Source organism: Bacillus sp. XT-4 (assembly GCF_050864245.1).
In the GTDB taxonomy this organism is placed as follows: domain Bacteria; phylum Bacillota; class Bacilli; order Bacillales; family Bacillaceae; genus Bacillus; species Bacillus altitudinis.
This window is the reverse complement of record NZ_JBPAFI010000002.1, coordinates 195,994-219,955: the sequence shown is the minus strand read 5'-3', so window position 1 is coordinate 219,955 and position 23,962 is coordinate 195,994. Positions and strand designations below refer to the sequence as shown.

At 40.7% G+C, this 23,962-nt stretch carries 27 protein-coding genes; all 27 read left to right on the top strand.

Annotation, left to right across the window (positions count from 1 at the left end; translation table 11 throughout):
- Nucleotides 1-90 precede the first annotated feature (90 nt).
- The 27 genes from rpsP (at nucleotide 91) to fliJ (ending at nucleotide 23,960) form a co-directional block, all read left to right on the top strand.
- Nucleotides 91-363 (top strand): 30S ribosomal protein S16, encoded by a 273-nt coding sequence (gene rpsP, locus ACRRMM_RS06335; RefSeq protein ID WP_008344841.1) that lies wholly within the window; start codon nucleotides 91-93, stop codon nucleotides 361-363.
- Nucleotides 363-608 (top strand): KH domain-containing protein, encoded by a 246-nt coding sequence (locus ACRRMM_RS06330; protein ID WP_012009937.1) that lies wholly within the window; start codon nucleotides 363-365, stop codon nucleotides 606-608. Before rpsP ends, ACRRMM_RS06330 begins: the two co-directional genes overlap by 1 nt.
- 103 nt (nucleotides 609-711) lie before the next feature.
- Nucleotides 712-1,098 (top strand): YlqD family protein, encoded by a 387-nt coding sequence (locus ACRRMM_RS06325; protein WP_008344839.1) that lies wholly within the window; start codon nucleotides 712-714, stop codon nucleotides 1,096-1,098.
- Between the two features lie 8 nt (nucleotides 1,099-1,106).
- Nucleotides 1,107-1,631 carry a ribosome maturation factor RimM gene (gene rimM, locus ACRRMM_RS06320; protein ID WP_008344836.1) on the top strand — a complete coding sequence of 175 codons (525 nt, stop codon included), beginning with the start codon at nucleotides 1,107-1,109 and terminating at the stop codon, nucleotides 1,629-1,631.
- Nucleotides 1,628-2,362: a tRNA (guanosine(37)-N1)-methyltransferase TrmD gene (gene trmD / locus ACRRMM_RS06315; protein ID WP_007499635.1), complete on the top strand. Its 735-nt coding sequence runs from the start codon at nucleotides 1,628-1,630 to the stop codon at nucleotides 2,360-2,362. Before rimM ends, trmD begins: the two co-directional genes overlap by 4 nt.
- Nucleotides 2,363-2,499: 137 nt before the next feature.
- Nucleotides 2,500-2,847, top strand: coding sequence for a 50S ribosomal protein L19 (gene rplS, locus ACRRMM_RS06310; protein WP_008344834.1), 348 nt, complete (start codon nucleotides 2,500-2,502; stop codon nucleotides 2,845-2,847).
- Between the two features lie 90 nt (nucleotides 2,848-2,937).
- On the top strand, nucleotides 2,938-3,786 hold the full coding sequence (gene ylqF / locus ACRRMM_RS06305) for a ribosome biogenesis GTPase YlqF (protein ID WP_007499632.1): 849 nt from the start codon (nucleotides 2,938-2,940) through the stop codon (nucleotides 3,784-3,786).
- Nucleotides 3,787-3,862: 76 nt separating this feature from the next.
- The gene (locus tag ACRRMM_RS06300) at nucleotides 3,863-4,627 is read left to right on the top strand and encodes a ribonuclease HII (RefSeq protein WP_046526651.1); all 765 of its coding nucleotides are present in this window, start codon (nucleotides 3,863-3,865) and stop codon (nucleotides 4,625-4,627) included.
- A 28-nt stretch (nucleotides 4,628-4,655) separates the two neighbouring features.
- Nucleotides 4,656-6,392, top strand: a complete 1,737-nt coding sequence (locus tag ACRRMM_RS06295; RefSeq protein ID WP_050827260.1) for a hypothetical protein — start codon at nucleotides 4,656-4,658, stop codon at nucleotides 6,390-6,392.
- The gene (locus ACRRMM_RS06290; protein ID WP_008344827.1) at nucleotides 6,389-6,664 is read left to right on the top strand and encodes a FlhB-like flagellar biosynthesis protein; all 276 of its coding nucleotides are present in this window, start codon (nucleotides 6,389-6,391) and stop codon (nucleotides 6,662-6,664) included. The genes ACRRMM_RS06295 and ACRRMM_RS06290 overlap by 4 nt, the downstream gene beginning before the upstream one ends.
- Before the next feature lie 176 nt (nucleotides 6,665-6,840).
- The gene (gene sucC, locus ACRRMM_RS06285) at nucleotides 6,841-8,001 is read left to right on the top strand and encodes an ADP-forming succinate--CoA ligase subunit beta (RefSeq protein ID WP_008344824.1); all 1,161 of its coding nucleotides are present in this window, start codon (nucleotides 6,841-6,843) and stop codon (nucleotides 7,999-8,001) included.
- 22 nt (nucleotides 8,002-8,023) lie between these two features.
- Nucleotides 8,024-8,926, top strand: a complete 903-nt coding sequence (sucD, locus tag ACRRMM_RS06280) for a succinate--CoA ligase subunit alpha (protein ID WP_007499624.1) — start codon at nucleotides 8,024-8,026, stop codon at nucleotides 8,924-8,926.
- A 63-nt stretch (nucleotides 8,927-8,989) separates the two neighbouring features.
- Nucleotides 8,990-9,892 (top strand): DNA-processing protein DprA, encoded by a 903-nt coding sequence (dprA, locus tag ACRRMM_RS06275; RefSeq protein ID WP_017367240.1) that lies wholly within the window; start codon nucleotides 8,990-8,992, stop codon nucleotides 9,890-9,892.
- A 194-nt stretch (nucleotides 9,893-10,086) separates the two neighbouring features.
- The gene (gene topA, locus ACRRMM_RS06270; protein WP_008344821.1) at nucleotides 10,087-12,162 is read left to right on the top strand and encodes a type I DNA topoisomerase; all 2,076 of its coding nucleotides are present in this window, start codon (nucleotides 10,087-10,089) and stop codon (nucleotides 12,160-12,162) included.
- Nucleotides 12,163-12,232: 70 nt separating this feature from the next.
- Nucleotides 12,233-13,537: an FADH(2)-oxidizing methylenetetrahydrofolate--tRNA-(uracil(54)-C(5))-methyltransferase TrmFO gene (gene trmFO / locus ACRRMM_RS06265; protein ID WP_007499618.1), complete on the top strand. Its 1,305-nt coding sequence runs from the start codon at nucleotides 12,233-12,235 to the stop codon at nucleotides 13,535-13,537.
- Nucleotides 13,538-13,599: 62 nt separating this feature from the next.
- Nucleotides 13,600-14,517 (top strand): tyrosine recombinase XerC, encoded by a 918-nt coding sequence (xerC, locus tag ACRRMM_RS06260; RefSeq protein WP_007499616.1) that lies wholly within the window; start codon nucleotides 13,600-13,602, stop codon nucleotides 14,515-14,517.
- Between the two features lie 14 nt (nucleotides 14,518-14,531).
- Nucleotides 14,532-15,077 (top strand): ATP-dependent protease subunit HslV, encoded by a 546-nt coding sequence (gene hslV, locus ACRRMM_RS06255; RefSeq protein WP_007499614.1) that lies wholly within the window; start codon nucleotides 14,532-14,534, stop codon nucleotides 15,075-15,077.
- A 16-nt stretch (nucleotides 15,078-15,093) separates the two neighbouring features.
- Nucleotides 15,094-16,494, top strand: coding sequence for an HslU--HslV peptidase ATPase subunit (gene hslU, locus ACRRMM_RS06250; RefSeq protein ID WP_008344818.1), 1,401 nt, complete (start codon nucleotides 15,094-15,096; stop codon nucleotides 16,492-16,494).
- A gap of 34 nt (nucleotides 16,495-16,528) precedes the next feature.
- Nucleotides 16,529-17,308 carry a GTP-sensing pleiotropic transcriptional regulator CodY gene (gene codY, locus ACRRMM_RS06245; RefSeq protein ID WP_007499612.1) on the top strand — a complete coding sequence of 260 codons (780 nt, stop codon included), beginning with the start codon at nucleotides 16,529-16,531 and terminating at the stop codon, nucleotides 17,306-17,308.
- Nucleotides 17,309-17,596: 288 nt separating this feature from the next.
- Nucleotides 17,597-17,986: a flagellar basal body rod protein FlgB gene (gene flgB / locus ACRRMM_RS06240; protein WP_012009952.1), complete on the top strand. Its 390-nt coding sequence runs from the start codon at nucleotides 17,597-17,599 to the stop codon at nucleotides 17,984-17,986.
- A complete protein-coding gene (gene flgC, locus ACRRMM_RS06235) occupies nucleotides 17,986-18,438 on the top strand; it encodes a flagellar basal body rod protein FlgC (protein WP_008344813.1) in 453 nt (150 codons plus the stop codon). The genes flgB and flgC overlap by 1 nt, the downstream gene beginning before the upstream one ends.
- A gap of 11 nt (nucleotides 18,439-18,449) precedes the next feature.
- The gene (gene fliE, locus ACRRMM_RS06230) at nucleotides 18,450-18,767 is read left to right on the top strand and encodes a flagellar hook-basal body complex protein FliE (RefSeq protein ID WP_007499609.1); all 318 of its coding nucleotides are present in this window, start codon (nucleotides 18,450-18,452) and stop codon (nucleotides 18,765-18,767) included.
- A gap of 50 nt (nucleotides 18,768-18,817) precedes the next feature.
- Complete coding sequence (gene fliF / locus ACRRMM_RS06225; protein WP_007499608.1) at nucleotides 18,818-20,410, top strand: flagellar basal-body MS-ring/collar protein FliF; 1,593 nt, start codon at nucleotides 18,818-18,820, stop codon at nucleotides 20,408-20,410.
- 11 nt (nucleotides 20,411-20,421) lie between these two features.
- A complete protein-coding gene (gene fliG / locus ACRRMM_RS06220; RefSeq protein WP_017367244.1) occupies nucleotides 20,422-21,438 on the top strand; it encodes a flagellar motor switch protein FliG in 1,017 nt (338 codons plus the stop codon).
- On the top strand, nucleotides 21,431-22,195 hold the full coding sequence (gene fliH / locus ACRRMM_RS06215; protein WP_048002828.1) for a flagellar assembly protein FliH: 765 nt from the start codon (nucleotides 21,431-21,433) through the stop codon (nucleotides 22,193-22,195). Before fliG ends, fliH begins: the two co-directional genes overlap by 8 nt.
- A complete protein-coding gene (gene fliI / locus ACRRMM_RS06210) occupies nucleotides 22,192-23,508 on the top strand; it encodes a flagellar protein export ATPase FliI (protein WP_008344803.1) in 1,317 nt (438 codons plus the stop codon). The genes fliH and fliI overlap by 4 nt, the downstream gene beginning before the upstream one ends.
- An 8-nt stretch (nucleotides 23,509-23,516) precedes the next feature.
- Complete coding sequence (gene fliJ, locus ACRRMM_RS06205) at nucleotides 23,517-23,960, top strand: flagellar export protein FliJ (protein WP_024720352.1); 444 nt, start codon at nucleotides 23,517-23,519, stop codon at nucleotides 23,958-23,960.
- The last annotated feature ends 2 nt before the right edge of the window (nucleotides 23,961-23,962 follow it).

Sequence of the window (23,962 nt, the reverse complement as noted above, 5' to 3'; positions counted from 1 at the left end):
AAAACCGTTGTTAAGAAAAAACACTTTACAAACCCTTTTATCATTGTTAATATACTATCTTGTTGAAATATTTTCGGAGGTGCTAGTAAAATGGCAGTAAAAATTCGTTTAAAACGTATGGGAGCAAAAAAATCTCCTTTCTATCGTATTGTTGTAGCAGATTCTCGTTCACCACGTGACGGTCGTTTCATCGAAACAGTTGGAACTTACAACCCAGTGGTATCACCAGCTGAGGTGAAAATCAACGAAGAATTAGCGCTTAAATGGCTTCAAAATGGTGCGAAACCATCTGATACAGTTCGTAACCTTTTCTCAAGCCAAGGAATTCTTGAAAAATTTCATAATGCGAAAAACAGCAAATAATGAATGAGCTGTCCTTGGAAGAATTGATTGTGTCCATCGTCGAGCCACTTGTTGATTTCCCTGAAGATATTCACGTATCTTCATTAGAAAAAGATGAGCAGGTCATTTACACACTGTCTGTCAATGCTGAAGATACCGGAAAAGTGATCGGTAAGCAGGGACGTACAGCTAAAGCGATACGAACAGTCATGTTTGCAGCAAGTGCAGAGTCTTCTAAGAAAGTTCAACTTGAGATTGCTGACTAAAAAGGGAGAGGGCTTAGGACCTCCCCTTTTTTTACACGTTTAAATCTATTTTTCGTTATACTGTAGAGGACAAATGCCTTCGGATAGGGGGACAAAAAGGAAGATGCAGATCATTCAACATGTCACCGTCATGCAAGTATTAACTGAAAGCAGTAAGGACAAACTGTTAACGACTTTTTTGGAGAAAAAAGAAAGACTAGAACGTGAGTGCAATCAACTATATTTTCAACTAAAAAAGCATGAAAAAGAACCACATCAGCAAGAAGCCATCCCTCAATTTCAAAAAGCCATTGAAAAAAGACAAGAGAAAATGAGGCAAATTGATTTTCAAGTCGAGCAGCTTCATATCTTGCCTCTTGGCAGTGAAATGAAAGAAACAGAAGTGGATGCGCTGATTGAAGTAAAAATAGGTGATAAATGGGATGACAAAATGCAAGACAATGTCATCGTCGTGAAAGACGGCACCATTGTGGAAATACGTCAGGGGTGATTGAGAACATGGAGCTAGAATGGTTGAATGTCGGAAAGATCGTCAATACACATGGAGTGCGCGGAGAAGTACGTGTTGTGTCAAAGACTGATTTCCCAGAAGAACGCTACAAAAAAGGCAGCGTCCTTTATATTTTCAAACAAAATCAAAAAGAACCGCTAAAAGTGACTGTCGCATCACATAGACAGCACAAACAATTTGATTTACTGACATTTGAAGAAGTCGGCTCGTTAAATGAAGCTGAGCAATTAAAAGAGTCGATTTTAAAAGTAGAAAAAGAACATCTTGGTTCATTAGATGAAGGGGAATTCTATTTCCACGAAATCATCGGCTGTGAAGTATATGATGAAGAGGACAAACTGATTGGTCAAATCAAAGAAGTTTTAACGCCAGGGGCAAATGATGTATGGGTGGTTGGAAGAAAAGGCAAAAAAGATGCCCTCATCCCTTATATTCCATCTGTCGTCAAAACAGTTGATATTTCATCCAAGAAAGTACACATTGAAGTGATGGAAGGACTCATTGACGAATGAAAATTGACTTCTTAACACTGTTTCCTGAAATGTTTGAAGGGGTGCTTCACTCATCGATCTTAAAAAAAGCTCAGGAAAAAGATGCGGTCTCATTTGATGTCGTGAATTTTAGGGAGTATTCCGATCATAAACATAAAACAGTGGATGACTATCCGTATGGCGGCGGTGCTGGCATGGTTCTGAAAGCACAGCCTGTATTTGATGCGGTAGAAGATTTAACGAAAAAAGCAAACAAGAAGCCCCGCATTATTCTTGTCTGTCCTCAAGGAGAAAGATATACACAAAAGAAAGCAGAAGAGCTTGCAAAAGAAGAGCATCTTATGTTCATTTGCGGCCACTATGAAGGCTACGATGAGCGCATCAGGGAGCATCTTGTCACAGATGAAATCTCAATCGGAGATTTCGTTCTCACAGGCGGAGAGCTGCCGGCGATGATGATTGCAGACAGTGTGGTCAGGCTTTTGCCTCATGTGCTTGGAAAAGAAGCGTCTCATATCGAAGATTCATTTAGTACAGGTCTGCTTGAGCATCCGCACTATACAAGACCAGCTGATTATAAAGGATTGAAAGTACCAGATGTGCTTCTCTCTGGAAATCATGCCAAAATTGAAGAGTGGCGGCGTAAAGAATCGTTGAAGCGAACCTATACAAGACGGCCAGATTTGATCGATTCTTGCAAAACATTAACGGATGAAGAAAAAAGATGGCTTTGGCAGCTTCATAATGACTAGATTGTATTGCACAAGGTATACAGGTGTGGTATGATACTACTTGTGACTTGGACGGCTTGCCGATTCAAGTTTGAAAACGATGTTCCGCTGCAATGAAGAAAGAGGACATGAGCATCTGTTGGAAGGAGTTGAAAACGATGCAACAATTGATTGAAGAAATCACAAAAGAACAATTACGCACTGATCTTCCTGCGTTCCGTCCTGGTGACACTTTACGTGTACACGTGAAAGTTGTCGAGGGTACTCGTGAGCGTATCCAGATCTTTGAAGGTGTTGTAATTAAGCGTCGTGGTGGTGGAATCAGCGAAACTTTCACAGTTCGTAAGATCTCTTACGGTGTAGGCGTTGAGCGTACATTCCCTGTACACACACCAAAAATCGCTAAGATCGAAGTTGTACGTCACGGTAAGGTACGTCGTGCGAAACTTTACTACCTACGTGAACTTCGCGGTAAAGCGGCTCGTATCAAAGAAATCAGACGATAATGATATCAAAGGAAAGAGCTTGTTACCTGTAACAGGCTCTTTTTTTGTACAATGTATAGAGACAACCGTTAGAAGAGAGAAGGTGCACATATGACAATTCAATGGTTTCCAGGCCATATGGCAAAAGCAAGACGGGAAGTCACAGAAAAATTAAAGCTCATCGACATCGTATTTGAATTAACCGATGCAAGGATTCCGATGTCCTCTAGAAACCCAATGATTGAAGAAATCCTCCAAAACAAACCGAAAATTATGCTTTTGAACAAAGCAGATAAAGCAGATCCTCGTATGACAAAAGAGTGGCAGGCACACTTTGAAGCGCAAGGTGTACGGTCGCTTGCCATTAATTCTGTCGATGGACAAGGGTTAAATCAAATCATTACGACATCAAAAGAAATATTAAAAGAAAAGTTCGATCGAATGAAAGCAAAAGGTGTTAAGCCGCGTGCCATTCGAGCTTTGATTATCGGAATTCCCAATGTCGGCAAATCAACGCTGATCAATCGGTTGGCAAAGAAAAATATTGCGAAAACAGGAGATCGACCTGGTATTACGACGTCACAGCAATGGGTGAAGGTAGGAAAAGAACTTGAACTGCTCGATACCCCCGGAATTCTCTGGCCGAAATTTGAAGATGAACAAGTAGGTCTTAGGCTGGCCGTCACCGGAGCGATTAAAGACTCAATCATCAACTTGCAGGATGTCGCCGTTTATGCGCTACGCTTTTTAGAAGAGCACTATCCAGAGCGATTAAAAAAACGCTATGATCTAGCAGAAATACCTGAAGATACAGTTGAGCTGTTTGATGCCATTGGCACAAAACGCGGCTGTCTGATGAGTGGAGGATTCATTAATTACGACAAAACGACCGAAATCATCATTCGGGATATTCGAACGGAAAAATTTGGTCCCCTCACTTTTGAGAAGCCTGAAAGCTAAAAGACACGCAGCTCATGCGGGTCTTTATTTTTTGCGAAAAACTGCCGATATAAAGAAGGAGGCTGCGGAAAAGCCAATGTACACGGTCAAACAAATAAAAGCATTAATAGAACAACATGCTGACGACGAGTCATACATTCGTGAACTATTGAAAGACGATACAAGAAAAAGTGTCCAGAAGCTGATGGACAAATGGAACAAAGAGAGAGAAAAGCAGCAAGAACTACATGCAGCATGGAAGCAAATGCTGCAATTTGAAACCAAAGCAAAAGCGCAAGGATACACTTATATTGCAGGCATAGATGAAGCAGGAAGAGGACCACTCGCTGGCCCAGTGGTTGCGGCAGCTGTGATATTAAAAGAAGATACCGTCCTACTCGGTTTAAATGATTCAAAACAGCTATCTGAGAAAAAAAGAATGACCTATTATGAGCTCATTCAAAAGGAAGCGCTCGACATCGGCATCGGCATTGTTGATGCGGCAACGATTGACGAAATCAATATATACGAAGCATCAAGACTGGCGATGGTGAGGGCTGTAAAGCAGCTCACTCACACACCTGATTATCTACTCATAGATGCGATGACGCTCCCGCTTCCTACTCAACAGGAGAATATCATCAAAGGAGATGCTAAAAGCGCATCCATCGCAGCTGGTGCATGTATTGCCAAAGTGACAAGGGACCAAATGATGGAAGAGTATGGACGCCAGTACCCTGAGTATCAATTTGAAAAACATAAAGGGTATGGAACGAAAGAGCACCTTGCTGCCATTCAAACACATGGCGCCACACCTATCCACCGGTTATCATTTGCACCAGTGAAATCTGTTATTTCATAAATATTTTGACACAAGGAGGCTGCCTGTGATGACAAGAGTTGAAGATATACATACTGCACTGAATAGTCGGCTGAATACGGCAGAATCTGTTCCGCTTAACACGGAAGGAAAGGAAAATATTCACCGGCTCATTCTCGGCAAAGTACTGAAAATGCTCGGGGATGATACAGCACTTGTTCAAATAGGTTCGACCAAAATCAAAGCGCAGCTAGCGGCTCAGCTCAAAGCCGATTCTTTCTACTGGTTCCAATTAGAACAAGAAGGTGGAGGCAGTCTGAGTAAATTAAGACCTGTTCAGCAATTTGACCAAGATCCTAAAACATTAAAGGATGCCGCAGCTAAACTACTAGAAGGTCTGTCGCTTAAAAATGGACTTGAACAAATGTTAACAGCTACAGCTTTTTTAAAAGAAAAACCGGTCATCAACGAAGCAGAGTTAAAAACGGCAGTAAAATGGATTGAACAACTTCAAGGTGCGGATATCAAAAAAGGTCTGCAAGCACTTCTTTTTGCTTTAAAGAAAGATTTGCCGATTCAACAAGGAGTGCTCCAATCAATATTAGCGATGAAATCCCCCTCTGCACTTCATCAGGATGTGACAGCACTGCTAGATCGATTAACACAGCTTCCGAAGCAATCAGAAGCCACACAGGCTCTTACACAGGCCGTTCGTACGGTTGTAAATGCTGAGACAACCGTTCATGCAGAAAAGCTCTTATCGGTGCTTCTAGGAGCAAAAGAAGGTCAAACGAAGCAAGGAGAAAGCTTGCAGCAAGTGCAGCCTCATGTCAATCCGGCTCAGCAAACAAAGCAGAGCCAGCCCACCGCTATACAACAAGGGCGACAGGCGGATACAGTGAATCAGAACAGCGTGCAGCAATTATTAAGTCCAAAACAGCTCCCGCTTCAGCAAATAGAACGCATTCTGACGAGCATCACAAAGCAAGGTACAGACGGACAGCAGCAGCTTGATGTAAAACAACTCACATCACTGGTTCAAGCAGTCCAGCAGGCAGGGCCACAGGCTGACGCAAAGGCAGCCGTGCTTCAAAGGGAATTTCCGTTTCTTTCAAAAACAGAGGCGAACGCATTGGTAAAGGTCATTCAGCAGACTGAACCAGCATTAGGCAATAAAACCGATGTACTCAATTTACTGATGACGATGAAAAAAGCGATAGGTGTACGAGATGAAATTGGGATGCTGAAATTACTGGAAAAGGGCAGCCAAGATGTCAAAAGCCAAGAGCTTCACCAATTAAAGATGGTTTTAAATGATGCAAGGCAAGCTGATGTTCCCGAGCCCGTAAAAAAAGAAGTGGATCAATTATTCCATAGATTAAATGGGCAGTTACTAGTGCATCAGGAAAACCAAACAGTTAGTCAAATGATGGTTTCTTACCCGCTTTTCTCAAAACATAGTGTTCAAGATTTAACCTTTATTCTAAAAGGGCATAAGAAAAAAGATGGCTCTATCGATATTTCTCAGTGCCGTTTAATGTTTTATTTAAACATGGAAAACTTAGAAGAAACGTTAATAGACTGTACGATTCAGCAAAAAGTGATGTCAATTACAGTCGAGACGGCTCACGAACTTCAAGGGACCATTAATCCAATGATTCCAGCTGTTCGAGAGAATTTAAATGCCCTAGGGTATAGTTTAACGGGGATTACAGCGAAAAAGAGAGAAGAGCCAATTGATCCGTCTGACTTTCTAGATGAACACTTTCATAAAATCAGCGAGAAAGGGCTGGACTTACGAGTATGAAAGATTCAAAACCGCTTAGAAGAGCGGTCGCTCTACACTATGATGAAGAAAAACAAAAGGCGCCAAAAGTCGTTGCAACAGGCAGCGGCTATGTGGCAGATCATATTATTGAAGAAGCTCAAAAAGCTGGAGTTCCTATCCAAGAAGACCGTAATTTAGTAGAACTGATGCGCCACTTAACGCTCGATGAGGAAATCCCAGAAGCGTTATACGATACTGTAGCAGAAATATTTTCATTTATCTATCGATTGGATCAAAAAATGAAAAAATAAGGTAAAATAAGTGTTTTGACTGAAAAATTTATATTTTTAATAAAATAAAAGTTTGAATGTTTAGAAGGATTTTACGATTTTACATAGAACCCTAGACATTCTCTTTTTTATTCTTTAAAATGAAAGCGCAGTCTATTTTATAATTTTTGTTTCTACATATGTTGGGAGGATGGGAAATGAATATCCATGAGTACCAAGGAAAAGAAATCCTAAGAAAATATGGGGTTTCAGTTCCAAATGGTAAAGTAGCATTTACACCTGATGAAGCAGTGAAAGCATCAGAAGAGCTTGGAAGCTCTGTATATGTCGTAAAAGCACAGATTCATGCAGGCGGCCGTGGTAAAGCAGGTGGGGTAAAAATTGCAAAAACAAAAGATGAAGTGAAAGGGTTTGCAGAGGAATTGCTCGGCAAGACACTTGTCACACATCAAACAGGGCCTGAAGGGCGTGAAATAAAACGCTTACTTATTGAAGAAGGCTGCGATATTCAAAAAGAGTACTATGTAGGACTCGTTTTGGATAGAGCGACATCAAGAATTGTTTTGATGGCTTCTGAAGAAGGCGGTACTGAAATTGAAGAAGTAGCAGAAAAAACGCCAGAAAAAATCGTGAAAGTGGTCATCGACCCAGCGATTGGTCTCCAAGCCTATCAGGCGAGAGAAGTTGCGTTTAAAATTAATATTCCAACAAAATTAGTTGGTCAAGCTGTTAAGTTTATGACAAGTCTTTACAATGCGTTTATTGAAAAGGATTGTTCAATTGCCGAGATAAATCCTCTTGTTGTAACAGGTGATGGAAAAGTCATGGCACTTGATGCAAAATTAAACTTTGATAGCAATGCCTTATATAGACAAAAAGATATATTAGAATACCGTGACCTTGATGAAGAAGATCCAAAAGAGATTGAAGCATCTAAATATGACCTAAGCTACATTTCTCTAGATGGGAATATTGGCTGCATGGTGAATGGAGCAGGCCTTGCGATGTCTACAATGGATATCATCAAGCATTACGGCGGGGACCCTGCAAACTTCCTTGATGTTGGCGGCGGTGCAACTGCTGAAAAAGTAACGGAAGCATTTAAAATCATCTTATCTGATCAAAATGTCAAAGGGATTTTCGTGAACATTTTTGGCGGCATCATGAAATGTGATGTCATTGCAGAAGGTGTTGTTGAAGCGACGAAACAAGTCGGCTTAACATTACCACTCGTTGTACGTCTTGAAGGAACAAACGTTGAATTAGGGAAGAAAATCCTGAGTGATTCAGGCTTAAATATCACTTCTGCTGAGTCTATGGCTGACGGGGCAGAAAAGATTGTATCTTTAGTCAAGTAGAGCAGAAAGGCAGGGAACCTAAATGAGTGTATTTATTAATAAAAATACGAGAGTAATTGTTCAGGGGATTACCGGTTCAACCGCATTATTCCATACAAAACAAATGATTGAGTATGGAACAAATATCGTTGGCGGTGTCACACCTGGAAAAGGTGGAACTGAAGTAGAGGGAGTTCCTGTATTTAATACTGTATCTGAAGCAGTACAGACAACTGGAGCAAATGCTTCTGTTATCTATGTACCAGCACCATTTGCAGCAGACGCCATTTTAGAGGCTGTTGATGCAGAAGTGGATCTAGTGATTTGTATCACAGAACACATTCCAGTTCTGGATATGGTTAAAGTGAAACGCTATATGGAAGGTAAGAAGACAAGACTTGTTGGACCGAACTGTCCTGGTGTGATTACACCTGAAGAATGTAAAATTGGCATCATGCCTGGCTACATTCATAAAAAAGGTCATGTTGGTGTTGTGTCTCGTTCTGGAACGCTTACATATGAAGCGGTACATCAGCTTTCAGAGGCTGGTGTTGGTCAATCAACAGCTGTAGGAATTGGCGGAGACCCTGTCAATGGCACGAACTTTATTGATGTATTAAAAGCCTTCAATGAAGATCCTGAAACGCATGCTGTGATCATGATTGGTGAAATCGGCGGTACTGCTGAAGAAGAAGCAGCTGAATGGGTAAAAGCAAATATGACCAAGCCGGTTGTTGGCTTTATTGGCGGTAAAACAGCGCCTCCAGGAAAACGTATGGGACATGCTGGTGCCATTATTTCTGGTGGTAAAGGAACTGCTGATGAAAAAGTAAAAACAATGCGTGAATGTGGAATTGAAGTGGCAGAGACACCATCTGTCATGGGAGAAACCTTAATTAAAGTGTTAAAAGAGAAGAATCTCTTCGAAGCTTGTAAAACGCATTAATGACACAAGAAGACTTGTTCTTTGACAAGTCTTCTTCTTTCTATCTTAAACTGGAGGAATGGTATGTACAACGTGTCCGAAAGAATGATTTTTCACCGCTTAAAAGGCCTCATCTCACCCTCTTTGTTAACAAAATGGTGGAAAGTCGATCCTGAGCTATATATAAATGAAGAAACACATCATTTCAAACAGGATCGATCATTACAAAAGATCGACTTTACCCGCTTACAACAAGCTGAAGAAAATGAATTCCCCATTTTTCAACACATCGTTCAAGCCTATTTAAAGCAAAATATTCACATGATTCCCATCACATCACCTTTATATCCCAGCTCACTAAAACACATTTATGATCCTCCCCCAGTATTATTCCTAAAAGGAAACGTTACCTATTTAAATGAAGAAAAAAGTTTAGGTGTAGTAGGTACACGAGTGCCATCCTCTTATGGAGAAGCGTGCGTGAAGAAAATTGTTGGAGAACTTGTAGAGGAAGATTGGATGATTGTGAGCGGTTTAGCAAAAGGAATTGATGGACTTGCACACAAAGAGTGCATAAGAAAAAAAGGAAAAACGATTGGTGTTGTAGCTGGCGGCTTTCAACATGTATATCCAAAAGAACATGTGCAAATGGCTCAATATATGGGAGAACATCATTTACTGTTGTCAGAGCACCCGCCTTATATCAAACCAGAAAAATGGCATTTTCCAATGAGAAACCGATTAATTAGTGCCCTGACAAGAGGAACCATCGTGGTCCAGTGCAAAGAAAAGAGCGGTTCGCTTATTACAGCCTACCAGGCATTAGAGCAAGGAAAAGAAGTGTTTGCTGTTGCAGGATCGATCTTTGATTCTAATTCTATAGGTCCAGCTAGATTGATTCAGCAAGGTGCCAAGCTTGTTCATTCAACGAAGGATATTTTAGAGGAATTCTCCTTGAGCGGTGTTCAATATACTGAACTCACATAAAAATATCGTTTGACAAAAGACATCGGAATATTTAATAATAGTGAGGATTTAAGTTTACACTTTGTTTTTCGTGTTTATAATGATGTTCATCATAAAGAATTTTTAACGATTGCCTGTTAGATAGGTGCAATTAACATAAATATAAATTTGTGAAATGGATAAAGAGAGAACACCTCTTAAGGGGGATTTTGAGTATGGCTGATTATTTAGTCATCGTTGAGTCGCCAGCAAAGGCGAAAACGATTGAGCGTTATTTAGGAAAAAAGTATAAAGTAAAGGCTTCAATGGGGCATGTAAGGGATTTACCGAAAAGTCAGCTTGGTGTTGACACTGAGCATGACTTCGAACCGAGATATATTACGATTCGAGGAAAAGGTCCAGTCTTAAAAGAATTAAAAACAGCAGCGAAGAAAGCAAAAAAAGTATATCTCGCAGCTGACCCCGACAGAGAGGGAGAAGCGATTGCTTGGCATTTAGCCCACAGCCTTGACCTTGACCTCTCTTCAGATTGCCGCGTTGTCTTTAACGAGATTACAAAAGATGCAATTAAAGATTCCTTTAAACATCCACGTATGATCGATATGGACTTGGTTGATGCGCAGCAGGCAAGACGGATTTTAGATCGTCTCGTTGGATATAAAATCAGCCCGATTTTATGGAAGAAAGTCAAAAAGGGCTTAAGCGCCGGTCGTGTTCAATCAGTTGCACTCCGCCTGATTATTGACCGCGAGAATGAAATTAATGAATTCAAACCAGAAGAATACTGGACAATTGATGGTACCTTCCTAAAAGGGAAAGAAAGCTTTGAAGCGAGTTTCTTTGGCGTAAATGGCAAAAAACATCCGCTAAAAACAAAAGAAGATGTAAAAGAAATCCTTTCGAAATTAAAAGGAAGCAAATTTTCTGTTGAAAAAGTGACGAAAAAAGAACGTAAACGCAACCCAGCTGTTCCGTTTACAACATCTACCTTACAACAAGAGGCAGCGAGAAAACTAAACTTCCGTGCGAAGAAAACGATGATGATTGCACAGCAATTATATGAAGGGATTGATCTTGGTAAAGAAGGTACAGTAGGTCTCATTACATATATGAGAACGGACTCAACACGTATTTCCAATACGGCAATTGAAGAAGTATCTGCTTTCATTGATCAAACGTATGGCAAGAATTTCTTGAATACAACAAAACGAACTGCCAAAAAGAACGAAAATGCACAGGATGCTCACGAAGCCATCCGTCCGACTTCTACGCTAAGAAAACCAGCAGATGTCAAACATGTGCTAAGTAGAGATCAGCTTCGTCTTTATAAATTGATTTGGGAACGTTTTGTGGCAAGCCAAATGGCACCAGCTGTTCTTGATACAATGAGTGTGGATCTTGAAAATAACGGGCTTACTTTCCGTGCAAATGGAAGTAAGGTGAAATTCCCTGGATTTATGAAAGTATATGTTGAAGGGAAGGACGACCAGTTAGAAGAAAAGGACAAAATGCTTCCTGATCTGAAAGAGGGAGACACCGTTCTTTCAAAAGATATTGAACCAGAGCAGCACTTCACGCAGCCGCCTCCACGTTACACTGAGGCAAGACTTGTCAAAACCCTTGAAGAGCTAGGTATTGGCCGCCCATCTACGTATGCACCAACATTAGATACCATTCAAAAGCGTGGCTACGTGGCACTTGATAACAAACGGTTTATTCCAACAGAGCTTGGAGAGATTGTGCTCAACTTAATTATTGAATTCTTCCCTGAAATCATTAACGTAGAATTTACTGCGAAAATGGAAAAAGAACTTGATAGCGTTGAAGAAGGTACGATTGAATGGGTACGCATTATCGACAGTTTCTATCAAGATTTTGCAAAACGGGTAGAAAAAGCAGAAGCAGAGATGCAGGAAGTTGAGATCGAGCCTGAATACGCCGGAGTTGATTGCGAAGAGTGTGGTCATCCAATGGTGTACAAAATGGGGAGATACGGTAAGTTCATGGCATGCTCTAATTTCCCTGACTGCCGTAACACAAAACCAATTGTCAAAGATATTGGTGTCAAATGCCCGACTTGTCACGAAGGAAATATCGTTGAACGGAAATCTAAGAAGCGCCGCATTTTTTACGGTTGCGATCGTTTTCCAGAGTGTGAATTCGTTTCTTGGGACAAACCAATTGAAAGAAAGTGTCCAAAATGCGAAAATATGCTTGTAGAGAAAAAGCTGAAAAAAGGCATTCAAGTTCAATGTGTGAACTGTGATTATAAAGAGGAACAACAAAAATAGCGGTGAGCAGCCTTGTTCACCTGCTTTTTTATGTCATCAAATAGAACTTACGAAATAGGAGAGTTGTACAATGAGTCAATTTGTAAATGTGATCGGAGCAGGTTTAGCAGGAAGTGAAGCGGCATGGCAAATTGCCAAGCGCGGAATTAAAGTCCATCTGTATGAAATGAGACCTGTCAAACAAACACCAGCTCACCACACAGATAAATTTGCGGAGCTCGTATGCAGTAACTCATTGCGTGCGAATGCTTTAACGAACGCAGTCGGTGTTTTAAAGGAAGAAATGCGTCATTTAGATTCAGCAATCATCGCAGCAGCAGATGAAAGCTCGGTTCCTGCTGGTGGAGCGCTTGCAGTAGATCGTCATGAATTTGCAGCTAACGTCACAGACCGCGTGAAAAATCACCCGAATGTGACGGTCTTTCAAGAAGAAGTGCAAAGCATTCCAGAAGGTCCGACGATTATCGCAACGGGTCCTCTTACATCAGAAGCACTTTCAAAAGAATTAAAATCTTTAACAGGTGAAGAGTATTTATATTTCTACGATGCAGCAGCGCCTATCCTCGAGAAAGACAGCATCGATATGGATAAAGTGTACTTGAAATCACGTTATGATAAAGGGGAAGCGGCTTATTTAAACTGTCCGATGACAGAAGAAGAATTCGATCGTTTTTATGAGGCGCTCATTTCTGCTGAAACTGTGCCGTTAAAAGAGTTCGAAAAAGAAATCTTCTTCGAAGGCTGTATGCCCATTGAAGTCATGGCCAAAAGAGGGAAAAAAACCATGCTCTTTGGCCCGATGAAACCAGTTGGACTTGAAGATCCAAAAACAGGAAAAAGACCTTACGCTGTTGTTCAATTAAGACAGGATGATGCAGCAGGTACTTTATATAATATTGTTGGTTTCCAAACACATCTAAAATGGGGCGATCAAAAGGAAGTATTCCGTTTGATCCCAGGTCTTGAAGAGGCTGAGATTGTTCGCTATGGTGTGATGCATCGTAATACATTTATTAACTCGCCAAGCCTTCTAAAACCGACGTATCAATTTAAAAATAGAGACGACTTATTCTTTGCCGGACAAATGACTGGTGTTGAAGGATATGTTGAGTCCGCGGCTTCAGGATTAGTGGCTGGAATCAATGCAGCTCGTTTTGTTAAAGGAGAAGAGCTTGTGACACTTCCAGAAGAAACAGCGATTGGTAGTATGGCTTACTACATCACATCAACAAACAAGAAAAGCTTCCAGCCGATGAATGCAAACTTTGGCTTGCTGAAAGATCTTGGCGTTCGAATTAAAAACAAACAAGAGCGCTATGCAGAGTACGCTAAACGCGCAATCGAAACTATTCAAACTATTTCGAAATCTCTGTAGTAAAACATTGCACGGAAAGCAAGATATGTGATACCATTTAAAAGCCTTAAAGAGGTGTAAAAATGACAGATAAACAGCGTCTTGTCCACTTATTCATTGAATATTTGCAGATTGAAAAGAACTATTCGGCTTTAACGATCTCAGGATATACTGAGGCGATTGAAGAGTTTGTCAGATTTATGAACATTCAAGGAATAGACGGTTTTGAAGAGGTATCCTATCAAGATACGAGAATTTATTTAACAGAAGCTTATGAAAAAGGCCTTACAAGAAGAACGATTAGTAAGAAAGTCTCTGCACTTCGCAGCTTTTATAAATTTTTATTAAGAGAACAGCTTGTGAAAGAAAATCCTTTTTTACTCGTTAGCTTACCAAAGCAGGATAAGCGAATTCCTTCATTTTTGTATGAAGAGGAACTAAAAGAGCTATTTACAGTTTCTGATGTAAATACACCGCTTGGTCAAAGAAATCAAGCCATTTTAGAACTACTTTATGCAACAGGTATGAGGGTCAGTGAGTTATGTTCATTAAAAGAATCTGATCTTGATTTATCGATGGATACAGTGCTTGTACATGGGAAAGGCAGCAAACAGCGGTATGTACCTTTCGGATCTTATGCACATGAAGCGCTCTCCACATATTTAGAGGATGGAAGGCAGAAGCTGAAAGTGAAGGGAAAGGATCGTGCTGATTCACATGTGTTTTTGAATCAGCGCGGAGCTCCTCTTACAGATAGAGGCGTTCGATTCATTCTAACTGAATTAATGAAAAAGGCGTCTGGCACATTACATATCCATCCACACATGTTAAGGCACACCTTTGCTACGCATCTTTTAAACGAGGGAGCGGATTTAAGAAGTGTTCAAGAACTTCTCGGTCACTCAAATTTATCATCAACACAGGTGTACACGCATGTATCAAAAGATTCTTTAAGAAAAACGTACATGTCTCATCACCCAAGGGCTTTTAAACGATCCTAAAAGGAGGTTTTTTCATGTCATCATTTCATGCAACCACAATCTTTGCCGTTCAACATAAAGGAAAAAGTGCGATGGCTGGAGACGGTCAAGTCACTTTTGGGCAGGCTGTCGTCATGAAACACACAGCAAAAAAAGTGCGCCGTCTTTTCGGAGGCAAAGTACTCGCAGGTTTTGCTGGTTCAGTTGCAGATGCATTTACACTCTTTGAGAAGTTTGAAACGAAGCTTGAAGAATACGGTGGTAACCTAAAACGAGCAGCTGTAGAACTGGCGAAAGAATGGCGGAGTGACAAGATGCTCAGACAGCTTGAGGCCATGCTGATCGTCATGAATAAAGAAAGCATCCTGCTCGTATCTGGAACAGGAGAGGTCATCGAGCCAGACGATGGCATTTTGGCTATCGGGTCAGGCGGCAACTACGCGCTTAGCGCCGGGAGAGCACTCAAAAAACATGCAGGTGACCATCTCTCAGCTCGAGAGATTGCAAAGGCGGCTCTTGAAACGGCCGGAGAAATCTGTGTCTACACGAACGATCAAATCACTTTAGAAGAGCTTGAATAGAAAGGACATGAGACGTATGGAGAAAAAGCCGTTCACCCCAAGAGAGATAGTTGAAAAGCTCGATCAGTACATTATTGGTCAGCTTGATGCGAAAAAAGCAGTGGCGGTGGCTTTAAGAAACCGTTACAGAAGAAGTCTTTTACATGATAAGCTAAAGGATGAAGTCGTTCCTAAAAACATCTTAATGATTGGTCCGACAGGTGTGGGGAAAACAGAAATTGCCCGCAGAATTGCAAGGATTTCTGGTGCACCTTTCATTAAAGTGGAAGCGACGAAGTTTACTGAAGTTGGATATGTCGGACGTGACGTAGAATCAATGGTCAGAGATTTAGTGGAAACAGCAATCAGACTAGTCAAAGAAGAAAAAATGAAGGATGTTCAAGAAGAAGCGGAAAAACAAGCAAACAAACGGCTTGTTCATCTACTTGTTCCTGGAAAGAAAAAAAGTCAGTCTGTGAAAAATCCTTTTGAGATGCTGTTTGGTGGTTCTGATGCTGATGAAAGTGATCGAGATCACTCAAGTGAAGAAGTAGAGCTTGAGTCGACGAGAAAACGCATTGCGCACCAGCTGGCGATGGGTGAACTTGAAGACCATTACGTCACGATTGAAGTTGAAGAGCAGCAGCCTTCCATGTTTGATATGCTTCAAGGCTCGGGTATGGAGCAAATGGGTATGAACATGCAGGATGCGCTTAGCAATCTCATGCCTAAAAAGAAAAAACGCAGAAAGCTGACCGTCAGAGAAGCGAGAAAAGCGTTAACTGCTGAGGAAGCTTCAAAACTGATTGATATGGATGAAGTCGGTCAGGAAGCCGTGCAAAAAGCAGAGCAGCAAGGAATCATCTTTATCGATGAAATCGATAAAATTGCCAAAAGCGGTGGTGCATCGTCTGCAGATGTTTCTCGTGAAGGGGTTCAACGTGATATTTTACCGATTGTAGAAGGTTCCACTGTGATGACGAAGTATGGGGCTGTGAAAACAGATCATGTTCTATTTGTAGCAGCAGGCGCTTTTCATATGGCGAAACCATCGGATTTGATTCCAGAGCTTCAAGGGCGCTTCCCAATCCGTGTAGAATTAGATAAATTAAGTATAGAAGACTTTGTGAAAATCTTAACGGAACCAGATAACGCGTTATTAAAGCAATATAAGGCTTTACTTGAAACAGAAGGTATATCTCTTGAATTTTCTGACGATGCTATTCATAAGATTGCCGAAGTGGCTTATCACGTCAATCAGGAGACGGATAACATCGGTGCAAGAAGGCTTCACACCATACTTGAGAAGCTGCTAGAAGAGCTCTCATTTGAGGCGCCTGATATTACAATGGAAACAGTGACTATTACCCCTCAGTATGTAGAAGAGAAGCTAGGAAAGATTGCAAATAACAAAGACTTAAGTCAATTTATACTTTAACAAATGAATAAAGTAATCTAGGAGGATCATTATTATGGCGTTACTACAAAAAACAAGGATTATTAACTCGATGCTGCAAGATGCAGCGGGGAAACCGGTTAATTTTAAAGAAATGGCAGAAACACTGAGAGATGTCATTGATTCAAACATTTTCGTATTAAGCAGAAGAGGGAAGCTTCTTGGCTACTCCATTAACCAGCAGATTGAAAATGCACGTATGAAAAAAATGCTGGAAGATCGTCAGTTCCCTGAAGAATATACAAAAAGCTTATTCAATGTCCCTGAAACATCTTCAAACCTTGACATCAATAGTGAGTACACAGCTTTCCCGATTGAGAACCGTGATTTATTCCAATCAGGTTTGACAACGATTGTGCCAATCATCGGAGGCGGAGACCGCTTAGGGACGTTAATCCTTTCTCGTTTGCAAGATACATTCACAGATGATGATTTAATTCTTGCTGAATACGGCGCAACAGTTGTTGGAATGGAGATTCTTCGCGAGAAAGCGGAAGAAATTGAAGAAGAAGCAAGAAGTAAAGCGGTTGTTCAAATGGCAATCAGCTCTCTTTCATACAGTGAACTTGAAGCGATTGAACATATCTTTGAAGAACTTGATGGAAACGAAGGGCTGCTTGTGGCAAGTAAGATTGCTGACCGTGTAGGAATCACTCGTTCAGTGATCGTAAACGCACTTCGTAAATTAGAGAGTGCAGGCGTTATTGAATCTCGTTCTCTTGGAATGAAGGGAACATACATTAAAGTATTAAACAACAAATTTTTAATTGAACTTGAAAATTTAAAATCTCACTAATCAAAAAACCCTTTTCGGCCGAAATAAACGCTGAAAAGGGTTTTTTTGTATAAAAAAAGAGGATTTGTCCGAAAAATGACACTCTTTTTTCCAAGAAACCCCTTACAATTCTGTAGTGCTTTGAATCTAGGTCTTTATACCTATTCATAAAATAGATATATATTACGAGTTTTTTTTACAATTACATCATAGACTTTAATCCTATTATTTCTTACAATGAACATATGGTTTTACAAATCTCGACATGATTAAATGGAATGAAATACATATGATTGGAGGTATATGGTTTTGGATATATTTTCTGGAACGATAAGCAACCTTGAGAATGCCTTGGGCAGAGCGAATGTTAAGCAAAAAGTCATAAGCAATAATATCGCGAATATAGACACACCGAACTACAAGTCTAAAAATGTTGCATTCCACGACATGCTAAATGATGCGTCAATCAAATTAGATGCTAAAAAAACATACCAAGGTCACATTGATTTTTCTAAAACAGGGTCTAATTATTCAGTTGTTTCGAGTAACCGTACTTCTTATCAAGAAAACGGAAATAATGTCGATATTGATCAAGAGATGAGTGAACTCGCTAAAAACCAAATTCAGTATAATGCGTTGGTTGAAAGAATGAGCGGAAAGTTCAATTCTCTTAAAACAGTTTTGACAGGAGGTAAGTGATGTCAATTTTTTCAGGCGTTAACGCTTCGGCCTCAGCATTAACAGCACAGAGGCTCAGAATGGACGTTGTATCCTCAAACCTTGCGAATATGGATACAACAAGAGCTAAACAGGTTGATGGCGAGTGGGAGCCTTATAGACGCAAGCTCGTCACATTACAGCCGTCAGGTGAATCATTTTCATCTATATTGAACTCAAGCATGAATTCGAGCGGCAAATTAGGAAACGGCGTCAAAGTAACGAAAATTACTGAAGACGAAACTCCATTCAACCTTCAATATGATCCTACAAATCCCGATGCCAATGAAAATGGATATGTTCAAACACCAAACGTTGATCCATTAAAGGAAATGGTTGATCTCATCAGCAGCTCAAGGTCATATGAAGCAAACGTGACTGCGCTGAATGCAAATAAAAGCATGCTGATGAAAGCTTTAGAAATAGGAAAGTAAGGTGAAAAGAATTGGTTAACGCAATATCTCCTTTCCAGCTTCAAACCGCTCAGCAAGCAAGTGAATTGACGAATGCATCGTCTGTGCAGGCGGCTGCACCTAAAAGTCAAACGAATTTCTCTGATGTGCTGAAGAATTCCATTGAGGCATTAAATCAATCACAGCTGAAATCAGACCAGTATACGAATGCTCTCGCACAAGGGAAAGATGTCAATCTCGATGAAGTCATGATTGCTTCACAAAAAGCGAGTGTGACACTCACAGCTGCAACCGAGTTTCGGAATAAAGCAGTCGAAGCGTACCAAGAGATTATGAGAATGCAGATGTAGGAGGTGCTGGTGGACAAAAAATAGACTGAATGGAATGACCGGGGGTTAAGATGAATCGTACTTTAATGCAATTAAGAACAAAAACAGTTGAGTTTTGGCGAAATCGATCAAAATTACAAAAAATACTCATGATTGGCGGCGTAGCTGCCCTAGCAATCATTATTACGGTTGTTAGCATCTTTGCTTCTTCTGAAAAAATGGTTCCGTTGTTTAGAGATTTGTCTGAGGCAGAAGCAGGACAAATCAAACAGGAACTGGATGGCAAAAACGTTAAATCGGAACTTGCAAATAACGGAACGACGATTTTAGTTCCAGAAAAGCAAGCAGACACTTTAAAAGTAACACTTGCATCAGAAGGACTTCCTAAAACGGGGAATATTGATTACTCCTTCTTTGCGAACAATTCCGGCTTCGGTTTAACAGATAATGAATTTGATGTTCTGAAAGTAGACGCAACTCAGACAGAACTATCCAATCTGATCAACACGATTGATGGGATTAAAGATTCAAAGGTTATGATTAACCTGCCAAAAGATTCCGTTTTTGTTGGAGAAGAGCAAAGTAATGCATCAGCATCAATTGTGCTGCAAGTTCAACCAGGCTACACGCTTACTCAGCAACAAGTAAAAGGCCTTTATCATCTTATTTCAAAAAGTGTGCCGAATTTAAAAACAGAAAACATTGTCATTATGGACCAAGATTCCAACTACTATGACTTAAACAGCAGCTCAGATTCCTATGCAAGTGGAATGGATGCACAGCAGCAGAAAAAAGAGGAGATTGAAAAGAATCTTCAACGAAAAATTCAACAGCTGCTTGGAACGATGATGGGTCAAGAGAAAGTTGCCGTATCGGTCACTACAGACATTGATTTTACCGAAGAAAAAAGAAAAGAAGATCTTGTCGAACCAGTTGATCAAGAAAACATGCAAGGAATTGCTGTCAGCGCTGAAAAGATTGCTGAAACTTATTCAGGTAATGGCGCAGCAGCTGGAGGCACCGCTGGAACAGGTGACGATGATGTCACAAATTATCAAGGTGCCGATGGAACGAATGGAAGCGGAGATTACGAAAAGAGCGAAGATCGTATCAATTATGAAGTCAACCGCATTCATAAAGATATCAAAGAAAGTCCTTATAAAATCAGAGACGTTGGCATTCAGGCACTGGTTGAACCACCTACTGCAAACGATCCGACCTCATTAACTGCTGAAAGGCAGGATGATATCAAAAAAATTCTTTCAACCATCATCAGTACATCGATTGATAAAGAATACACAAACGGTCAAGCGCTCACTCAAGCAGACTTAGATAACAAAATCGTTTTATCTGTATCAAAATTAGACGGTAAACAGCAAACGGCAGCAGAAAACCCTTCAAACAATATTCCGATTTGGGTTTATATTGTTGGCGGTGTGCTACTACTTGCCATTATCGCTCTCATTATCCTTCTCGTACGTAAGCGAAGAAAAGATGAGGAAGAAGAGTTTGAGTTTGATGAACGTACACCAATTCATGTTCCTGATATCGATACTGAGCCAGAAACAGAAGAAATGGTGAGAAAAAATCAGCTTGAAAAAATGGCAAAAGATAAACCAGAAGACTTTGCTAAATTGCTACGCAGCTGGCTGTCCGAGGATTAGGAGGAATACACATGTCGAGAAAAGATCCAAATCGACTAACAGGCAGACAAAAAGCAGCAATCCTAATGATTTCCTTAGGGCTAGACGTGTCAGCATCTGTATACAAACATCTGTCTGAAGACGAAATAGAAAAATTAACATTAGAAATTTCAAATGTAAGAAGTGTAGATACTGCTAAAAAAGATGAGATCATCGAAGAATTTCACAGCATTGCCATCGCGCAGGACTACATATCACAAGGTGGCCTTATGTACGCAAGACAAGTGCTTGAAAAAGCGCTTGGTGAGGACAAAGCGGACAGCATCTTAAATCGCTTAACATCCTCACTTCAAGTGAAACCATTTGATTTTGCTAGAAAGGCTGACCCAGAGCAAATTTTAAACTTTATCCAGCATGAGCATCCACAAACCATTGCGCTCATTCTTTCCTACCTAGATCCAGTACAGGCTGGACAGATTTTATCTGAGTTAGGCGAGGAAGTACAAACCGAGGTTGCAAGAAGAATTGCTTTAATGGACCGCACATCTCCAGAGATCATCAATGAGGTGGAACGTATTCTTGAACAAAAGCTGTCTTCAACCTTTACGCAAGATTATACCCAAACGGGCGGAGTCGAAGCGGTAGTCGAAGTCCTGAATGGTGTAGACCGTGCAACGGAGAAAACCATTTTAGATACACTGGAAATTCAAGATCCTGAGCTTGCTGATGAAATTAAGAAACGTATGTTTGTCTTTGAAGACATTGTCACTCTTGATAGCAGAGCCATTCAGCGCGTGATTCGAGATGTTGAAAATGACGATTTACTGCTTTCACTCAAAGTGGCAAGCGAAGAAGTCAAAGAAATTGTCTTCCGCAACATGTCGCAACGTATGGTCGAAACGTTCAAAGAAGAAATGGAGTTTATGGGACCTGTCCGGCTTAGAGATGTCGAGGAAGCACAGACTCGTATTGTCAGTATCGTAAGACGACTTGAAGAGGCTGGAGAAATCGTCATAGCTCGAGGTGGAGGAGACGATATCATTGTCTAGGATTATCAAACATGAAACATCTGTTATTCCTGAACAAGGCCGTCAAACCATTCCCTTACAGCAAGTGGAATTCAAAAGAGAACATCACGAAGAAGAGCTTGTCAACGAGACAGAAGCATCTCAGCTTGTATTAAGTGATGCACAAGATGAAGCAAGCCGTATTTTAGAAAAAGCAAATCGTGAGCTGGAACAAACAATGGCTGAAATCAATCAGCGGCGAGCTGATTTTGAAGCAGAAAGAGTACAGCTCATTGAAGAAGCAAAACAAACAGGATATCAAGATGGTTTTCAAAAGGGCGAAGCAGATGCGAATTTACAGTATCAATCGATTCTTGATCAAGCGAATGACATTGTCAGCCTTGCAAAGCAGGACTATGAAGCAAAAATCGAAAGCTCTGCTGAAGAAATTGTCGAACTTGCGTTTGAGCTCGCTAAACGAGTATGGAATGCAGTTGAGGACACAAAAGAACAATTTTTAACGCTAGTGAAGCAGGTCATTTCAGAAGTGAAAGAATATGACGATATTTCCATCTATGTCGACCCTGCACATTACGAGCATGTGATGGAATATAAAGATGAATTAAATAGAATCCTTCAAAAGAATACACATCTTGCCATTTACTCGGATGAAAAAGCACCAAAAGGTACTTGTTACGTCGAAACAAGCTTTGGAAAAGTGGAAGCGAGTGTTGATACCCAAATGAATCAGTTAAAAGAAAAGTTATTAGAAGTCATTGATTCAGGTGATCACAAATGAACATAGATGTGCTAAAAGAAACGATTGAAACTGCCGATCCTTATAAACGTTTTGGTAAAGTCAATCGAGTTGTTGGACTGATGATCGAGTCCAAGGGGCCAGAAAGCTCAATCGGTGATGTATGTCTGATTCACAAAAAAGGGAGCAAGAATCATCCGATCAAAGCAGAAGTCGTTGGCTTTAAAGATGAAAACATTTTGCTCATGCCCTACGTAGAAGCCTCTAACATCTCACCAGGCAGTCTTGTTGAAGCAACAGGTGAGTCGTTAAAGGTCAAAGTAGGAACTGGTTTAATCGGGCAGGTTGTTGATGCCTTCGGTGATCCACTGGACGGCAGCATGCTTCCTAAAGGACTTGCACCTGTCTCAACAGAACAATCTCCTCCAAACCCGATGGACAGACCGCCTATTCGTGAAAAAATGGGCGTTGGTGTCAGAGTGATTGACAGCTTGCTCACAGTCGGCACTGGTCAAAGAATTGGCATATTCGCGGGAAGCGGTGTTGGTAAAAGTACATTGATGGGGATGATTGCCAAGCAGACAGAAGCGGATCTCAATGTCATTGCACTTGTTGGAGAGCGTGGACGTGAAGTTCGCGAGTTTATCGAAAAAGATTTAGGAGCTGAAGGACTGAAGCGTTCGATTGTTGTTGTCGCAACTTCAGATCAGCCCGCACTGACAAGATTAAAAGCAGCCTATACTGCAACGGCTATTGCCGAATATTTCAGAGACAGAGGCAAAAATGTCATGTTCATGATGGATTCTGTCACAAGGGTCGCCATGGCACAGCGGGAAATAGGACTTGCAACTGGTGAACCGCCAACAACAAAAGGATATACGCCTTCAGTGTTCGCTATACTGCCAAAATTGCTAGAACGAACTGGTACAAATCAACTTGGTTCCATCACAGCGTTTTACACAGTGCTTGTTGATGGTGACGATATGAATGAGCCGATCGCTGATACAGTGCGGGGGATTTTAGATGGCCACATAGTACTTGATCGTGCACTGGCCAACAAAGGACAGTTTCCAGCTGTCAATATTCTGAAAAGTATCAGTCGTGTCATGAGTAATATCGCAAGTCATGATCACAAGGAAGCGGCTAACCGGTTCCGCCAGCTTTTATCCACATATCAAAACGCTGAAGACCTCATTAACATTGGAGCATATAAAAAAGGCTCCTCTAAAGATATTGATGAGGCCATGCAAGCTTACCCACAACTGATTTCATTTTTGAAGCAGGACGTTGAAGAGGCTGTATCAATTGAAGACAGCGTGAGGATATTGCTCAGTTTGATGAATAGAGAGGATTGACAAAAACAGTGAGATATCAATACAAATTTCAAAAGCTCTTAGAATTGAAAGAAAGTGAAAAAGACAAATCACTTGCAGCGTATCAACAATCCGTTTCGGCATTTGAGCAAGCCGCTGAAAAACTCTATGAAAATATGAGTAAAAAAGAGCTAATGGAAAAGAGCAAAGAAGAAAAGCTGAGAAGTGGGATGAGTGTTCAAGAAATGCGTCATTACCAACAATTTGTGACGAACTTAGATAACACCATTCATCATTATCAGCAGCTTGTGATCATGAAACGCCATCAAATGAATGAAAAACAATCTGATTTAACTGAAAAAAATATTGAGTTTAAAAAGTTTGAAAAAATGAAAGAAAAGCAATTTGAAAAGTTCTCCCTTGAACATAAGGCAATTGAAATGAAAGAAATGGATGATATCTCTATCAGCCAATTCATGTTTCAAGGACATTAGGA

Excerpts from the sequence above, each read along its gene's own strand:
- rpsP (WP_008344841.1), top strand. The coding sequence starts at position 91 with ATGGCAGTAAAAATTCGTTTAAAACGTATGGGAGCAAAAAAATCTCCT.
- ACRRMM_RS06330 (WP_012009937.1), top strand. The coding sequence starts at position 363 with ATGAATGAGCTGTCCTTGGAAGAATTGATTGTGTCCATCGTCGAGCCA.
- ACRRMM_RS06325 (WP_008344839.1), top strand. The coding sequence starts at position 712 with ATGCAGATCATTCAACATGTCACCGTCATGCAAGTATTAACTGAAAGC.
- rimM (WP_008344836.1), top strand. The coding sequence starts at position 1,107 with ATGGAGCTAGAATGGTTGAATGTCGGAAAGATCGTCAATACACATGGA.
- trmD (WP_007499635.1), top strand. The coding sequence starts at position 1,628 with ATGAAAATTGACTTCTTAACACTGTTTCCTGAAATGTTTGAAGGGGTG.
- rplS (WP_008344834.1), top strand. The coding sequence starts at position 2,500 with ATGCAACAATTGATTGAAGAAATCACAAAAGAACAATTACGCACTGAT.
- ylqF (WP_007499632.1), top strand. The coding sequence starts at position 2,938 with ATGACAATTCAATGGTTTCCAGGCCATATGGCAAAAGCAAGACGGGAA.
- ACRRMM_RS06300 (WP_046526651.1), top strand. The coding sequence starts at position 3,863 with ATGTACACGGTCAAACAAATAAAAGCATTAATAGAACAACATGCTGAC.
- ACRRMM_RS06295 (WP_050827260.1), top strand. The coding sequence starts at position 4,656 with ATGACAAGAGTTGAAGATATACATACTGCACTGAATAGTCGGCTGAAT.
- ACRRMM_RS06290 (WP_008344827.1), top strand. The coding sequence starts at position 6,389 with ATGAAAGATTCAAAACCGCTTAGAAGAGCGGTCGCTCTACACTATGAT.
- sucC (WP_008344824.1), top strand. The coding sequence starts at position 6,841 with ATGAATATCCATGAGTACCAAGGAAAAGAAATCCTAAGAAAATATGGG.
- sucD (WP_007499624.1), top strand. The coding sequence starts at position 8,024 with ATGAGTGTATTTATTAATAAAAATACGAGAGTAATTGTTCAGGGGATT.
- dprA (WP_017367240.1), top strand. The coding sequence starts at position 8,990 with ATGTACAACGTGTCCGAAAGAATGATTTTTCACCGCTTAAAAGGCCTC.
- topA (WP_008344821.1), top strand. The coding sequence starts at position 10,087 with ATGGCTGATTATTTAGTCATCGTTGAGTCGCCAGCAAAGGCGAAAACG.
- trmFO (WP_007499618.1), top strand. The coding sequence starts at position 12,233 with ATGAGTCAATTTGTAAATGTGATCGGAGCAGGTTTAGCAGGAAGTGAA.
- xerC (WP_007499616.1), top strand. The coding sequence starts at position 13,600 with ATGACAGATAAACAGCGTCTTGTCCACTTATTCATTGAATATTTGCAG.
- hslV (WP_007499614.1), top strand. The coding sequence starts at position 14,532 with ATGTCATCATTTCATGCAACCACAATCTTTGCCGTTCAACATAAAGGA.
- hslU (WP_008344818.1), top strand. The coding sequence starts at position 15,094 with ATGGAGAAAAAGCCGTTCACCCCAAGAGAGATAGTTGAAAAGCTCGAT.
- codY (WP_007499612.1), top strand. The coding sequence starts at position 16,529 with ATGGCGTTACTACAAAAAACAAGGATTATTAACTCGATGCTGCAAGAT.
- flgC (WP_008344813.1), top strand. The coding sequence starts at position 17,986 with ATGTCAATTTTTTCAGGCGTTAACGCTTCGGCCTCAGCATTAACAGCA.
- fliF (WP_007499608.1), top strand. The coding sequence starts at position 18,818 with ATGAATCGTACTTTAATGCAATTAAGAACAAAAACAGTTGAGTTTTGG.
- fliG (WP_017367244.1), top strand. The coding sequence starts at position 20,422 with ATGTCGAGAAAAGATCCAAATCGACTAACAGGCAGACAAAAAGCAGCA.
- fliI (WP_008344803.1), top strand. The coding sequence starts at position 22,192 with ATGAACATAGATGTGCTAAAAGAAACGATTGAAACTGCCGATCCTTAT.